15 protein-coding genes are annotated in these 13,535 nt (G+C 60.4%); 5 read left to right on the top strand and 10 right to left on the bottom strand.

The window, feature by feature from the left end; translation table 11 throughout:
- Positions 1-84: 84 nt before the first annotated feature.
- Positions 85-990, top strand: a complete 906-nt coding sequence (locus tag Q1V60_RS05585) for a cation diffusion facilitator family transporter (RefSeq protein ID WP_300628221.1) — start codon at positions 85-87, stop codon at positions 988-990.
- A gap of 104 nt (positions 991-1,094) precedes the next feature.
- Here the strand turns inward: Q1V60_RS05585 and Q1V60_RS05580 are convergent, their stop codons facing one another.
- From Q1V60_RS05580 to ureE, 5 genes are all read right to left on the bottom strand, one after another.
- A complete protein-coding gene (locus tag Q1V60_RS05580) occupies positions 1,095-2,204 on the bottom strand; it encodes an AGE family epimerase/isomerase (protein WP_300628219.1) in 1,110 nt (369 codons plus the stop codon).
- 206 nt (positions 2,205-2,410) lie between these two features.
- Entirely contained in the window at positions 2,411-2,983 is a 573-nt protein-coding gene (locus tag Q1V60_RS05575) for a HupE/UreJ family protein (protein ID WP_300628217.1), read from the bottom strand.
- Positions 2,984-3,003: 20 nt separating this feature from the next.
- Entirely contained in the window at positions 3,004-3,618 is a 615-nt protein-coding gene (gene ureG / locus Q1V60_RS05570; RefSeq protein WP_003188109.1) for an urease accessory protein UreG, read from the bottom strand.
- A 21-nt stretch (positions 3,619-3,639) separates the two neighbouring features.
- A complete protein-coding gene (locus Q1V60_RS05565) occupies positions 3,640-4,314 on the bottom strand; it encodes an urease accessory protein UreF (RefSeq protein ID WP_300628213.1) in 675 nt (224 codons plus the stop codon).
- The gene (gene ureE, locus Q1V60_RS05560) at positions 4,311-4,811 is read right to left on the bottom strand and encodes an urease accessory protein UreE (protein WP_300628211.1); all 501 of its coding nucleotides are present in this window, start codon (positions 4,809-4,811) and stop codon (positions 4,311-4,313) included. The genes Q1V60_RS05565 and ureE overlap by 4 nt, the downstream gene beginning before the upstream one ends.
- Positions 4,812-5,164: 353 nt before the next feature.
- On the opposite strand from ureE, the gene Q1V60_RS05555 reads away from it, so the two are divergent.
- Entirely contained in the window at positions 5,165-5,662 is a 498-nt protein-coding gene (locus tag Q1V60_RS05555) for a C40 family peptidase (protein ID WP_300628208.1), read from the top strand.
- A gap of 4 nt (positions 5,663-5,666) precedes the next feature.
- Here Q1V60_RS05555 and Q1V60_RS05550 read toward each other — a convergent pair whose 3' ends face one another.
- Positions 5,667-6,299 (bottom strand): TetR family transcriptional regulator, encoded by a 633-nt coding sequence (locus tag Q1V60_RS05550; protein WP_017526383.1) that lies wholly within the window; start codon positions 6,297-6,299, stop codon positions 5,667-5,669.
- Positions 6,300-6,450: 151 nt separating this feature from the next.
- Positions 6,451-6,822 (bottom strand): hypothetical protein, encoded by a 372-nt coding sequence (locus tag Q1V60_RS05545; RefSeq protein WP_300628203.1) that lies wholly within the window; start codon positions 6,820-6,822, stop codon positions 6,451-6,453.
- 357 nt (positions 6,823-7,179) lie between these two features.
- Between Q1V60_RS05545 and Q1V60_RS05540 the strand changes: the two genes are divergently transcribed.
- The gene (locus Q1V60_RS05540) at positions 7,180-9,249 is read left to right on the top strand and encodes an AsmA family protein (protein ID WP_300628201.1); all 2,070 of its coding nucleotides are present in this window, start codon (positions 7,180-7,182) and stop codon (positions 9,247-9,249) included.
- Here the strand turns inward: Q1V60_RS05540 and Q1V60_RS05535 are convergent.
- The 3 genes from Q1V60_RS05535 to Q1V60_RS05525 all read right to left on the bottom strand — a co-directional run bounded on the left by Q1V60_RS05535 (position 9,246) and on the right by Q1V60_RS05525 (position 11,668).
- A complete protein-coding gene (locus Q1V60_RS05535; RefSeq protein ID WP_300628199.1) occupies positions 9,246-9,956 on the bottom strand; it encodes a hypothetical protein in 711 nt (236 codons plus the stop codon). The genes Q1V60_RS05540 and Q1V60_RS05535 overlap by 4 nt on opposite strands.
- A gap of 193 nt (positions 9,957-10,149) precedes the next feature.
- Complete coding sequence (locus tag Q1V60_RS05530) at positions 10,150-10,680, bottom strand: ferritin-like domain-containing protein (protein ID WP_300628197.1); 531 nt, start codon at positions 10,678-10,680, stop codon at positions 10,150-10,152.
- Between the two features lie 97 nt (positions 10,681-10,777).
- The gene (locus tag Q1V60_RS05525; protein WP_300628194.1) at positions 10,778-11,668 is read right to left on the bottom strand and encodes a DMT family transporter; all 891 of its coding nucleotides are present in this window, start codon (positions 11,666-11,668) and stop codon (positions 10,778-10,780) included.
- 237 nt (positions 11,669-11,905) lie between these two features.
- On the opposite strand from Q1V60_RS05525, the gene Q1V60_RS05520 reads away from it, so the two are divergent.
- Together Q1V60_RS05520 and Q1V60_RS05515 are read left to right on the top strand one after the other, a co-directional pair.
- Positions 11,906-12,208, top strand: a complete 303-nt coding sequence (locus tag Q1V60_RS05520) for a PsiF family protein (protein WP_300628192.1) — start codon at positions 11,906-11,908, stop codon at positions 12,206-12,208.
- Between the two features lie 195 nt (positions 12,209-12,403).
- A complete protein-coding gene (locus Q1V60_RS05515) occupies positions 12,404-13,417 on the top strand; it encodes an AI-2E family transporter (RefSeq protein WP_049710256.1) in 1,014 nt (337 codons plus the stop codon).
- Positions 13,418-13,535: the final 118 nt, after the last annotated feature.

Genomic DNA, 13,535 nt, shown 5'->3' with positions numbered 1-13,535 from the left:
TCGGCCAGAACACGACATAAGGTACACTCCGCTCCTGAAAACCCCTCCGCACTGTGCGGTTTAAAGGTTTTGACGGGAGGAAATGTGAGTAACCGAGGTGAGCAGGCACTGCTCAAACAATCGACCATCCTGATGTTCGCGGTCGCGATCGCCGGGATTGTCATGGGTGTGGTATCCGGCGCCCAATCCATTCTGTTCGACGGTTTTTTCTCGCTGATCGCTACCGCCATCAAGGTGCTGATGCTGATCACGGCCAAGCTGATCGCCAAGAAAAGCAACGAGCGTTTCCAGTTCGGCTACTGGCACCTGGAACCGATGGTGCTGTTGATCGAAGGCAGCTTTCTGCTGTTGATCGCGATCTATGCATTCCTGAACGGCGTGTTCGGCATTATCAATGGCGGGCGCGAGATCGAGTTGGGGCTGGTGATCGTGTATGCGGCGGTGTTTACCGTGGTGGAGTTCGCTTACTTCTTCTATGTGCGCTACCGCAATCGCACGTTGAAATCCTCGCTGATCCAGTTCGACAACATCAGCTGGCTGGTGGACGCGATGCTGTCGGTGGGCCTGTTGATCAGCTTTCTGACGGCGCTGTTGCTCAAGTCCCAGGGCTATGGCGAGTGGGCGATGTACGTCGACCCGCTGATCCTGATCCTGTTGGCCCTGAGCATGCTGGCGCCGGCGTTCAAAATCCTGCGCCCGGCGTTGCGTGAGGTGCTGGGGATTGCCCCGGATCACCTGGACGACAAAGTACGCGAAGTGATGGACGCGGCCCAGGCCAGGCATGGCTTCGACGATTACGTGTCCTATGTGCAAAAGCACGGGCGCGCACGGTTCATCGAAATTCATGTGGTGTTGCCGGCGGATTACCCGGTGGATAACGTCGCGACCCTGGACGGGCTGCGCGAAGAGATATCCACAGCGCTCGGCACGCCGGATGCGGCGCGCTGGCTGACGATCAGTTTTACGGGCGACCGTAAGTGGATTGCGTAAGGCACGTCAGACCAAGGTGACGCTTTGGCGAGCAAGCCCGTTTCCCATGCTTGGAATGCATTCAAAGTGTGGGAGCGGGCTTGCTCGCGAAGAGGCCACTCAAGTCAGCCCAAGTGCTGGATCAGCCCCTGATAGCACGTCGCCAAATGATACGGCGTGGTCGACGGCATATCCCGGCGGCTCACCGCGCCCTTGGCGTCCAGGCATTCGTGCCAGCCTTTGTCGTGCAGGAAGTTCTGTTGCAGCGCCAGCAACTGGCGTTGCAACACCGCTTCGCTGCCGGGCCGCAGGGTCAACGCCCGCAGGTATTCAGCCTGAGCCCAGATACGTTGAGTGCCATCGCGCACGCGGCCGTCCAGGGCGAGCATGCCGCTGACCGCACCGCTCAACTTATCCACACCGTGTTGCTCGGCATAGGCAAATGCGCGTGTCAGTGAGGCATGCAGCGCTGTATCGCGCAGCACATCCGACGATTCGAGCAAAAAGAACCATTCGAACTGGTGCCCTGGCTCGAACCAGTTATCCACAGCGCCCAGCGGTTTTTCCATCATTACGCCGTGCTGGCGGTCGATAAAGCGCTTTTGCAGGGCGGTGGCCAAGTCCAGTAATGCGTCGCGCGTGATGGCATCTTCACGCACCGCCAGCGTGGCCAGAAAGCCTTCGGCGAGGTGCATCAGCGGGTTCTGCAAGGGGCCGGACCCAAGGGTTGACCAGTTGCGCTCCAGCACCGCTTCGTACAGGCCGTCGCCGCTGGCGAAACGTTCGGCGACCACGGCCAGCGCGGCATTGAGCACCGACTCCACCAAGGGTTCACGCACCTTGGCCCAGTAATGGGCGCAGGCAAAGATGATGAAGGCGTGGGTGTAGAGGTCTTTGCGTTTATCCAGTGGCTGCCCGGCCGGGTCGATGCTGTAAAACCAACCGCCGTGTTCGGCGTCGTGGAAGTGCCGTTGCAGTGAACGGAACAATTCGGCGGCGCGTTCCTCGGCAAAGGTTGCATCGGGCTCGCCGATCAGGCTGGCGAACAGGTACAACTGCCGGGCACAGGCCATGGCGCGGTAGCGTTGTGGGGGCAGCGGGTGGTGATCGGCGTCCAGTGCCTCGTACGGCAACGCCAGGTCGGCATTCCAGCCTGGGCCCTGCCAGAGCGGCACGATCAGGCCATGGAAGTGCGTGAGCACGGAATTCAAGAGAGGTTGGGAAGCGCTGGGCATCGGCTGGCGTCGTCACGGCAGGGGTGTGGCGCGCATGGTAGCAGGCTTGGGAACGGTGGTGTCTGCGCCACCGCTATCGGCATAGGTATCTACACAACTCTGGATGTGCCGCTGAACCTGTGGCAAGGGAGCTTGCTCCCGTGGCGGCGGGGCAGCCCATAGCTATCTGACTGATGCCCCGCGATTCCCCTTGCAGGCGATCACGTTCAGCCCGCGAGCAACCACACGCCCGTCGCCGCAGACGCCGCTCCAGCCACCCGAATCAGTGGTGCCGCAGCCGTTGGCAAGCATCGAACGGTGGCATAACCCGCCGCGTGCAACACTGCGGTCGCCGCCACAAACCCGGCCGCATACGCCCAGGGGCTGGACATGTCCGGCAGCTCCAGACCATGGGCCACGCCATGAAACAACGCAAACAAGGCCGTCGCGCCCACCGCCACGAACAACGGGGGCCGCACCGCCAGCGCCACCGCCAGGCCCAGTGCCAGCACCGATGCAGCAATCCCGCTTTCCAGTGCCGGCAGTTGCAGGCCTTCGAAACCCAGCAGGCCGCCAATCAACATCGTGCCGACGAAGGCGCACGGCAGCGCCCAGCGTGCATTGCCTTTTTGCTGCGCCGCCCACAGGCCGACCGCAACCATCGCCAGCAAGTGGTCGATACCGCCCAGCGGGTGGCTGATGCCGGCGACCAGGCCATTATCGCCGTGGCCCGGGTGAGCAAAGGCGAGGGTGGGGGCCAGCAGCAAAGCCGCGGCGACGAACAGGTTTTTGAGGTTCATAAGCAGGCTCCGTAGGGGGATCAGGCGGCGGTCAGCAGGCCTTGGCGTTCGATAAAGGCGACGATGTCATCCAGGCCGACGCCGGTTTTCTGATTGCTGAACACAAAGGGTTTGCCATTGCGCATGCGTTGGGTGTCGCTGTTCATCAACTCCAGCGAGGCACCCACCAGCGGCGCGAGGTCGATCTTGTTGATCACCAGCAGGTCGGATTTGCAAATACCGGGCCCGCCCTTGCGCGGTAGCTTGTCGCCGGCGGACACATCGATCACGTAGATGGTCAGGTCTGACAATTCGGGGCTGAACGTCGCCGACAGGTTGTCGCCACCGGACTCCACCAGAATCAGGTCCAGGCCGGGGAAACGACGGTTGAGCTGGTCCACCGCCTCCAGGTTGATCGAGGCATCTTCACGGATCGCCGTGTGCGGGCAGCCGCCGGTTTCCACACCGATGATGCGCTCCGGCGCCAGGGCCTGGTTGCGCACCAGAAAATCGGCGTCTTCGCGGGTGTAGATGTCGTTGGTGACCACCGCCAGGTTGTAGCGATCGCGCAGCGCCAGGCACAGGGCCAGGGTCAGGGCCGTCTTGCCGGAGCCCACCGGGCCGCCGATGCCGACGCGCAGGGGTTGTGTGTTCATGTTGGGTTCTCCAAAAAAGCCTCAGGAACGGAACAGGCGGCTGTACTGGCGCTCGTGGGCCATGCACGCCAAAGACAGGCCAAAGGCGGCGCTGCCAAGATGATCGGGTTCGATGTGGTCGGCATCCTGCTGGGCTTGCTGCAACAGCGGCAGCAGTTCGCTGGTCAGGCGCTGCGCGGCTTGCTGGCCCAGGGGCAGGGTTTTCATCAGCACCGCCAATTGGTTTTCCAGCCAGCTCCATAACCAGGCCGCGAGGGCGTCATTGGGGCTGATCGCCCAGGCGCGCGCGGCCAGCGCCCAGCCGAGGGCCAGGTGGGGTTCAGGTTGTTGGTCAAGGAAGCCACGGGCGTCGGCGTCCAACTCCGGCAAGCCGCTGAGCAGTTGTCGCAGGGAATAGCCCATCTGCCGGCTTTCCTGATACAGCTCGCGGGTTTCGCGGCTGGCGCGGTGTTGTTCACACAACTGCGCCAGGCGTGGCCACGCTTGTTCAGCGGCGGCGCGGCAATGGGCGAGCAGCAAGGGCGCTTCGAAACGTGCGAGGTTGAGCAGCAATTGATCACTGATCCAGCGTCGCGCGCTGGCGGCATCGCTGACGCGGCCGTTATCCACGGCCATTTCCAGGCCTTGGGAATAGCTGTAGCCACCAATCGGCAACTGCGGACTGGCCAGGCGCAACAGCGCCCAGGCTGGGTTCATAGACGCGCGCCGAACTGATGCAGTTTGGGCGCGTAGTTGAAGTCTTCATCGCCATGGCGCGAGTGATGATGACCACCGCCGTAGGCCCCATGTTCAGGCTGGAAGGGCGCCTCGATGGTTTGCGCATCGGCGCCCAGCTGTTCAAGCATGGCCTTGAGCACGTAGTCATCGAGCAGGCGCAGCCAGCCATCGCCGACCTGCAAGGCTACATGGCGGTTGCCCAGGTGATAGGCGGCGCGGGTCAGTTCAAATGCATTGCGGCAGGTGACGTGCAGCAGTTGTTCAGAGCGTGCGCAGACACGTACGACGCGTCCGTCTTCCGCTTGTAGGAATTCGCCATCATGCAGCGGCGGTTGCCCACGCTCCAAAAACAGGCCGACGTCTTCACCGTCGGCACTGAAACAGCGCAGGCGGCTTTTGCTGCGGGCTTCGAAGTTCAGCAGCAGTTCGGCGGCCCAGAGGGCTTGCGGGGCAATTCGGCGATGGATCACCAGCATCAGAGGGTTTCCAGCTAGAACGATAAGGGAGCTAACGATGAGGGAGCTAGAGCAAGGGGCTTGCCAACCTGGTATTCGCGTAGGAATTTCCCGTCAGTACGGGCAGGAGCGCCTGGATAGGGCATATACGGCGTCAACCGGTGTTTCAATTTGGTGCGCGTGAGAGGTTTATAGCACTGGAAAAGGGCGTTTTGCCTGGAGGCAGGCCGTGTAGTGCATGAAACTTCTTTCATCCATATTCACTGTTGAGTTTTTACGGAAATATCCTACAAGTGCTCGAGAATTGGCCTTCGTGAGCTTACGTGGTGGTTCTTTAAGATTCGCGCCGTGTTTAACCCACCGCGATGTTCATCATGTTCAAGTCACTTATCTGTTCAGTCATTGTCAGCTTGTCGTGTTTTATCTCTTCAGCTTCGGCCACGCTTCAACCGCCGCCGACCTTTGCTGCCAAGCACGCAGCGTCCGGGGTCGAAGATGTAATCGACCGCGCCCATCAACTGCTCGGCACACCTTACAAATGGGGCGGCACGTCTGTCGAACAAGGGTTCGATTGCAGCAGTTTCCTGGTCTATCTGTTCAAGACCGAAGCCAACATTCAGCTTCCGCGTACCACCGCTGCGATGCACCGTTCGACCGCCGCGACCATCAAGCGCAATGCGTTGAAGCCGGGCGACGCGGTATTTTTCAAAGGCAACGGACAGGGGCGGGTGAATCACGTCGGGCTGTATATCGGCGAAGGCAAATTCATCCATTCACCGCGTACCGGCAAGAATGTGCGTATCGATTCGTTGAGCAATACCTATTGGAGCAAGAACTACACCACGGCCAAGCGTTTTCATAAGGCCGGCTGAGGGGTTATTCGGTGCTGCCCAGGCCTTGCCAGTGCTTGAGGCCGATAAAGATAAAGCGCAATTGCTGGGTGATTTTCGCCTGGGGCGTGAGGTGGGCAGGCAAGGCCTGGGCGGGTGGGTCGATGATATCGGGCAGGGTGGCGAAGACACTTTTGACGATGAGGTCGGCCATCACGTGCAAGCCATCGGCATCCAGGTGCTGCAGCTTGGGCATCAGCGTGAGGTCGGCCGCCAGGTCGCGGGTGATGTCTTCGCGCAGGGCGCCGATGGCTTGGCGCACGGCCAGGCACCCGCCGTATTGTTCGCGGGCCAGGAACAGGAATTGGGAACGGTTGGCCGAGACCACATCGAGAAAGATCCGCACCGACGCATCGATGATCCCGCCCATGACGAATTCGTTGTGGCGCACCAGGCGAATCGTGGCGCGGAATGTCTGGCCGACTTCACTGACCAATACCAGCCCAAGCTGGTCCATGTCGGCAAAATGGCGATAGAACCCAGTGGGCACGATGCCCGCTGTCTTGGCCACTTCGCGCAGGCTCAGGCTGCCAAACCCACGGCCGCACTCCATCAGATGGCGGGCAGCGTCCATCAAGGCGAGGCGAGTCTGTTGCTTCTGTTCGGCGCGGGGCAGCATGAGCGGATGGGCTTTGTCGGCGAGTACAGCGACGCACTCTAGCAAAACCGCTTTGCCGGCGTCGAACTTGGCGGGGGCGAGACGTGACGCGGTCTATATAAAAGCGAAAGCCCGATCGACAGATCGGGCTTTTTTCTGGGCCGCCACAGGCTTAGCTCTGTGCTTGATGCAGGTCTTGCAGACGGTCGGCACCGCCTTCAGCAATACCTTGGGTATAGGTGCGATCATTGGCTTGTTCAGCGCCGCCTTCTACCAGACCTTTTTCTTGCAGGCGGTCGTTACCACCTTCAGTCAGGCCTTCGGTGTAGGCGCGTTTGTTGGCCTGTTCCGAACCGTTTTCAGCGACGGCGCCTTTGGCGTAGTCACGGTTTTCATCTTCTTGCGAACCGCTGCGAGCCACGGTCTGGCTGGTTTGAATGGCTTGGGCTTTGTTCTGCGGGGTGGCCTGTTCGGCGGCCGGCAGAGCAAAGGCACTGGAAGCCAGGACGGATAACAGGACGGTAGCGAGTAATTGGCGTTTCATGAAGGTTGCTCCTTGGGAGGGCGATAAAGTGGGTACGGGGCTAATGCTACTCTCGATAAGTCGATATAAAAGTTCATAAACACAATGGTAATAATCAACAGAATTGATTGTTCCCGCCGGAGGCTCTAGAACGAGCCTCTCAAGCACGCGGTTTTGCACCGAGGTGGGTATTTTCGACACGAACCTGGGTAACAATGGTGCGCTGTCGATGATCGAATCTGTCTGCTTGATCAGTAAAATCGTTTTTTTCGGCTAAATCGGCCGTTGCGTTAAACCCGCGGGCACTTCGCCAGTCGTAGTTCTATAAGCTGTGTCAAAGGCTGTAGCCCAGCCGGTCGTATTCAGGAGTTTTGTGCAATGACGCGCACGCGAAAAATCGTCGCCTGGAGCTGCGCCAGCTTCGTTCTGTTAATTGCCATTGCGGTATTGGTCCTGGTGTTCTTCGACTGGAACCGCATCAAGCCAACCCTCAACGCCAAGGTTTCCGAAGAGTTGCACCGCCCGTTCGCCATCAACGGCAACCTTGCGGTGGTGTGGCAGCGCGAGCCCGACGAAGGCGGCTGGCGGGCCTGGGTGCCATGGCCCCATGTGATCGCCGAAGACCTGAGCCTGGGTAACCCCGACTGGTCCAAACAACCGCAGATGGTCACGCTCAAGAAAGTCGAGTTGCGTATTTCGCCCCTGGCGTTACTGGCACAGCGCGTGGCGATCCCGCGCATCGACCTCACCGAGCCGAGCGCCGACTTGCAGCGTCTGGCTGACGGCCGGGCCAACTGGACCTTCAAGTTCGATCCCAAGGACCCCGACGCCGAGCCCTCCAGCTGGGTGGTGGATATTGGCGCCATCGGCTTCGACAAAGGCCACGTCACGCTCGACGACCAAACCCTCAAGACCCGGCTTGATGTGATCATCGACCCGCTGGGCAAACCGATTCCCTTCGGTGAAATCGTCGGTGACGCCGATGCCAAAAAGGCCCTGGAGAAAGGTTCGGCGCCGCAGGACTATGCGTTCGGCCTCAAGGTCAAAGGCCAGTACCATGGCCAGGCGCTCGCCGGCACCGGCAAGATCGGCGGGCTGCTCGCCTTGCAGGACGCGGCCAAGCCGTTCCCGTTGCAGGCCCAGGTCAAGATCGCCGACACCAGCATCGCCCTGGCCGGCACCCTGACCGACCCGCTGAACCTCGGCGCCCTGGACCTGCGCCTGAAACTCGCCGGCGCCAGCCTGGGCAACCTCTACCCGCTGACCGGCGTCACCCTGCCGGACTCACCGGCCTATTCCACCGATGGCCACCTGATCGCCAACCTGCATGAAGCCAGCGGCGCGTCATTTCGCTACGAAAAATTCAACGGCAAGATCGGCAACAGCGATATTCACGGCGACCTGGCCTACGTTGCCAGCCAGCCGCGGCCCAAGCTCAGCGGCGCCCTGGTGTCCAACCAGTTGCTGATGGATGACCTGGCGCCCTTGATCGGCGCCGACTCCAATGCCGAGCAGAAAGCCCGTGGCGCAGACAGCAAGCAACCGGCAACCAAAGTGCTGCCGGTTGAAGAGTTTCGCACCGAGCGCTGGCGCCAGATGGATGCCGACGTGGAATTCACCGGCAAACGCATTGTGCACAGCGCCGAACTGCCTTTCACCGACCTGTATACGCACCTGGTGCTCAACGATGGTGAGCTGAGCCTTGAGCCCCTGCGCTTCGGCGTGGCCGGGGGCAAGCTCGATGCGCAGATCCGCTTGAATGGGCGCACCACGCCGATGGAAGGCCGCGCGAAGCTGACGGCGCGTAACTTCAAGCTCAAACAGCTGTTTCCCAGCTTTGAACCGATGAAAACCAGCTTTGGCGAACTCAACGGCGACGCCGATATTTCCGGGCGCGGCAACTCCGTGGCCGCGCTGTTGGGCACGTCCAATGGTGACCTGAAGATGCTGATCAACGACGGCGCCATCAGCCGTGGCCTGATGGAAATCGCCGGCCTCAACGTGGGCAACTACGTGGTGGGGCGCCTGTTTGGCGACAAGGAAGTGAAGATCAACTGCGCCGCGGCGGACTTCGGCATCAAGACCGGCCTGGCGACAACGCGGTTGTTTGTGTTCGATACCGAGAACGCGATCATCTATGTCGATGGCACGGTGAATATGGCGACCGAGCAGTTGGACCTGAGCATTACGCCGGAGTCCAAGGGCTTTCGTCTGTTCTCCCTGCGCTCGCCGTTGTATGTGAACGGGCCGTTCATCAAGCCCAATGCCGGAGTGAAAGCCGTTCCCCTGGCGCTGCGTGGCGCGGGCATGGTTGCACTGGGCGTGATCGCCGGCCCGGCCGCCGGGCTGCTCGCACTGGTTGCCCCAAGTGGCGGCGAGCCCAATGAATGCGCACCGTTGCTGCAACAGATGAAAGAAGGCAAGGCGCCGAAAACCGTGAAAGGCTAGATTCCACTAGGAATGAACGTTTCCTGTGAGGCGCAGGCCGGGCCGATTTGCAGGCTTGGGTTGCCCTCATACGGGGCGCCGTCCGGCTTGATCATGTAGAACACCTCATGCAGGTACTGCTTGCCGTCCAATGTGAAGCAACGGAAAGCAGTATTGCCGGGGAACGCCGCTTTAAGCCGGTCGAACATCACGCTGTGGCCTATCCAGGCGTTAAACATAGGTTCGTCGTAGCTCACGACTTTTCGCAGGTTGGCAAAATCCGCGAAGTAGTCCTCCTCGGTCTTGCCTGCGCAGGTTCCATGTTTGTTCCACACGTCGTTGAGCATCCCTTGCGCAGCGACAGTGATCAGCGGAGCGATTCTCGGATCCGCGGCCACAGCGTTAAGTGTGTCCTGGCTGATAGCGCATTGCGTGGTGGATTTGCAGCTCGGCGCGGTGTTGCACGAGACTGGATGACGGTTGGTTTTGTCGCCCACACTGTCGTTGTAGGGCCAGATGCCATGGGTGAGAAACTTTTGCGGCGGTTTGTCGCAGCCTGCCGTCGCTGGCCGCAACTTGCAGAAGCCTGGCTGCCACGTCACCGCATAGACCAAATATTGGTAGCCATCCTTGGTCGGGGTGAATTCTTCGTTTGCATCCAGGGCCTGCGCGCCATGGCTGATCAGCAGCGTTGCCATCGCCGTTGCAATGAAGTGGGTCTTTTTCATGAGCGTTTACTCCCTTTGCATTCGGCTGACGGCATCGTCAGCGAGCGTTGGAAGTATTAATTAGCCCTGGTGCGCTGGAAAATCTACTGTCAAAGCTGACAGGTAGACGGCGGTATAACCGCAAGTGAAAGGGCAAAATAAAACCCCAGGTGCAAGCGGTCAGCTCCCACCTGAGGGTTTGAAAAGCGGCCTGTCAGAGGTCTTGCAGAATATCCGCCATGTCGTCGGCGTGTTCTTCTTCCTGGGCCAGGATGTCTTCGAAGATGCGACGGGTAGTCGGGTCTTTATCGCCAATGTACTGAATGATCTCGCGATAGCTGTCCACCGCGATCCGCTCGGCCACCAGGTCTTCGTAGACCATCTCTTTAAGCGAGTTGCCCGCCACGTATTGTGCGTGGGAGTTCTTCGACAGCAGGTCTGGGTTGAACTCCGGCTCGCCGCCCAGTTGCACGATGCGTTCGGCGAGTTTGTCGGCGTGTTCGGCTTCCTGAGTGGCGTGTTCCAGGAATTCAGATGCGGCGACGCTGGCTTTCAGGCCGCTGGCCATGAAGTAGTGCCGCTTGTAGCGCAACACGCAGACCAGCTCGGTGGCCAGCGACTCGTTGAGCAAGCGGATGATTTCCTGGCGGTCGGCGTCATAGCCTTCGGTTACGGCACCGTTTTCGACGTTCTGGCGGGCGCGGCTGCGCAGGGTCGCAACGTCAGTCAAATGTGCTTCAGTCATCTCAATCTCCTGGGGCTAATCCGGTTTTACGCCACGCTCTGCCGGCATGGTCGCTACAGGTTGTGAGTCGCGCGAGGGGCGAAAAGTTTTATCGGATTTAACAGGATGTGTCGTGATGACGTCTGACCGGCGTGGTCCAGCGCTCCGACAAGATCACCCCGCCCAGGGTCAGCAAGCCACCCGCCAGGTGGTAAAGCGCCAGTTCCTCCTTGAGCACCACCGCCGCAATCAAGGCGGTGATCAACGGCAGCAGGTTGAAAAACAACGTGGTGCGGCTCGGCCCCAAGGTTTTCACCGAATGCATCCACGCCAGCGGTGCCAGCATCGAAGCCAGCAGGCACGCATACAACACCAGTGGAATATTCGCCCAGCCCAAGCCGGCCTTGGCCGAGAACAGGAACAGCGGCAACAGCACCACCACCGCCACCAGCACCTGCAAATACAGCAGCACCAGCGGCGGCAGGCGCAGCTGCCATTTCTTCAGCAGCGTGCTGTAGACCGCATAGGCCAGCGTTGCGACCAGCATCATGCCGTCGCCCAGGTTGACGCCATGTTGCAGCAGCGCGCCCAGGCTACCGGACGACACCACCACGACCACGCCGGCAAATGACAGCAGCGCGCCGGTGAGCGCGCCATAGGTCAGGCGTTGGCCGAGGCTGATGATGGCGGCGGTCAGGCTCATCAACGGCATCAGCGAAAGGATGATGCCCATATTGGTGGCACTGGTCAGCGTGGCCGCGTAATAGGCCAGGCTTTGGTACACGGCCATGCCCAGCACGCCGAGGATGAAGATTCTGCCCAGGTTAGGACGGATCAGCGGCCAGTTGGCAATCACTGGCTTGAGCATGAACGGGGTAAACAGCAGCGCCGCCAGCAGCCAGCGGTAAAAGCCGATTTCAGCCGGGAAAATCGAACCCACCGCCAGTTTGTTGACCACGGTGTTGCCGGCCCAGATAAAAATGGCCAGCAGGGGATACGCGTATTGCATCGAAAGCAACCCAGTGTGTTGGTGAGGCAGGATTATCCCCTGTCTGGGTCGAAGCTAATACTGCGATCCAGACAACCCGCCCCTTGAATCCAGAAATATGTCCAGCCACACCGCACGCCTGTCCTGTTTCATCCGCCTGCCGGGCCCAGCGCCTGCGCTACCGTGAAGTTGTAACTGGTTTTGACTACACTGCGTTGTAGGCTGTGCCCTCCGGCACGGTAACAGGGAGAAAACTCCATGAAGATGCTGCGTATTCCGTTGTTGATGATGGGCCTGCTGCTGTGTTCCCAGGGTTTTGCCGCCACCGCCCAACAAAACAAAATGACCACCTGCAATGCCGAAGCCGCCACCAAGACCCTCAAGGGCGATGACCGCAAGGCTTTCATGAAGACCTGCCTGTCGGCGCCCGCGGCCAATGACGCCAAGGCCCTGACCCCGCAGCAACAGAAGATGAAGGATTGCAACGCGTCGGCGAAAACCAAGGCGCTGGCGGGTGATGCGCGTAAAGCATTCATGAGCACTTGCCTCAAAGGCAATTGACGGCGCAAATCTCCTGGGGGAGCGGGCTTGCTCGCAAAGGCGGTGTGCCAGTCGGTACATCTGAGACGGGCTCATCGCCTTCGCGAGCAAGCCCGCTCCCACACTGACGGTGTTCACAACCTTCACACCCCCTCGCTTGATTCCCGCAAGGCTGGCAGACTGCCCGTCCTTTAACGCCGTTCGTTTTGAGGCTGTATGCCAACGTTTTCTCAGCGTCATGTGTTGTTGCTGGCCAGCTACATCATCATTTTCGGCGGGTTGCTGCTGGTGCTGCCGCTGAAATTGCTGCCCAGCCTGCTGGCCGGCCTGTTGGTCTATGAACTGGTCAACATGCTCACCCCCCAACTGCAACGGCTGATCGAAGGGCGGCGTGCGCGCTGGCTGGCGGTGGCCTTGCTCGGTACCTTGATCGTCAGCGTGCTCGCGCTGATCTTCGCCGGCGCCATCAGCTTTCTGCTCCACGAAGCGGAAAACCCCGGCGCTTCGCTCGATAAATTCATGGGGGTGGTCGACCGCGCGCGCGGCCAGCTGCCGCCGTTTCTCGACGCCTACCTGCCCGCCAGCGCCGCCGAGTTTCGCGTGGCCATCGGCGAATGGCTGAGCAAGCACCTGAGTGAACTGCAATTGGTCGGCAAAGACGCCGCCCATATGTTCGTCACCTTGCTGATCGGCATGGTGCTCGGGGCGATCATCGCGCTGCAGCGCGTGCCCGACCTGACCAAGCGCAAACCCCTGGCCGCCGCGTTGTTCGACCGCCTGCACCTGCTGGTCCAGGCGTTTCGCAATATCGTCTTTGCGCAAATCAAAATCGCCGCGCTCAACACCGCCTTCACCGCCGTGTTCCTCGCCGTGGTGCTGCCGCTGTGCGGCATCCACCTGCCATTGACCAAAACCCTGATCGTGCTGACTTTCCTGCTCGGCCTGCTGCCGGTGATCGGCAACCTGATGTCCAACACCCTGATCACCATCGTCGCGTTGTCGCTGTCGATCTGGGTGGCAGTGGCGGCGTTGGGGTATTTGATTGTGATCCACAAGGTCGAGTACTTCCTCAACGCACGGATCGTGGGCGGGCAAATCAGTGCCAAGTCGTGGGAGTTGCTGCTCGCGATGCTGGTGTTTGAAGCCGCGTTTGGCTTGCCGGGAGTGGTGGCGGGGCCGATTTATTACGCGTATTTGAAGAGTGAGTTGAAGCTGGGAGGGATGGTTTAAGCCTTGTGTTGCAGGGGCTGACGCCATCGCGGGCAAGCCCCAATGCCAGTCAGTTAAGCGCTAAAGCAGAAAAACCTGCGACCTGTGGCGAGGGAGCTTGCTCCCGTTGGGGCGCGAA

The sequence above is a fragment of the Pseudomonas sp. genome (assembly GCF_030147005.1).
GTDB lineage: Bacteria > Pseudomonadota > Gammaproteobacteria > Pseudomonadales > Pseudomonadaceae > Aquipseudomonas.
This window is presented reverse-complemented; position numbering and strand designations above follow the sequence as displayed.

Bases quoted from the DNA above. Each gene is read 5' to 3' on its own strand.
- Q1V60_RS05520 (WP_300628192.1), top strand. From the start codon at position 11,906: ATGAAGATGCTGCGTATTCCGTTGTTGATGATGGGCCTGCTGCTGTGT.
- Q1V60_RS05530 (WP_300628197.1), bottom strand. From the start codon at position 10,680: ATGACTGAAGCACATTTGACTGACGTTGCGACCCTGCGCAGCCGCGCC.
- Q1V60_RS05545 (WP_300628203.1), bottom strand. From the start codon at position 6,822: ATGAAACGCCAATTACTCGCTACCGTCCTGTTATCCGTCCTGGCTTCC.
- ureE (WP_300628211.1), bottom strand. From the start codon at position 4,811: ATGCTGGTGATCCATCGCCGAATTGCCCCGCAAGCCCTCTGGGCCGCC.
- Q1V60_RS05550 (WP_017526383.1), bottom strand. From the start codon at position 6,299: ATGCTGCCCCGCGCCGAACAGAAGCAACAGACTCGCCTCGCCTTGATG.
- Q1V60_RS05565 (WP_300628213.1), bottom strand. From the start codon at position 4,314: ATGAACCCAGCCTGGGCGCTGTTGCGCCTGGCCAGTCCGCAGTTGCCG.
- Q1V60_RS05575 (WP_300628217.1), bottom strand. From the start codon at position 2,983: ATGAACCTCAAAAACCTGTTCGTCGCCGCGGCTTTGCTGCTGGCCCCC.
- Q1V60_RS05580 (WP_300628219.1), bottom strand. From the start codon at position 2,204: ATGCCCAGCGCTTCCCAACCTCTCTTGAATTCCGTGCTCACGCACTTC.
- Q1V60_RS05540 (WP_300628201.1), top strand. From the start codon at position 7,180: ATGACGCGCACGCGAAAAATCGTCGCCTGGAGCTGCGCCAGCTTCGTT.
- Q1V60_RS05515 (WP_049710256.1), top strand. From the start codon at position 12,404: ATGCCAACGTTTTCTCAGCGTCATGTGTTGTTGCTGGCCAGCTACATC.
- Q1V60_RS05555 (WP_300628208.1), top strand. From the start codon at position 5,165: ATGTTCAAGTCACTTATCTGTTCAGTCATTGTCAGCTTGTCGTGTTTT.
- Q1V60_RS05535 (WP_300628199.1), bottom strand. From the start codon at position 9,956: ATGAAAAAGACCCACTTCATTGCAACGGCGATGGCAACGCTGCTGATC.
- Q1V60_RS05525 (WP_300628194.1), bottom strand. From the start codon at position 11,668: ATGCAATACGCGTATCCCCTGCTGGCCATTTTTATCTGGGCCGGCAAC.
- ureG (WP_003188109.1), bottom strand. From the start codon at position 3,618: ATGAACACACAACCCCTGCGCGTCGGCATCGGCGGCCCGGTGGGCTCC.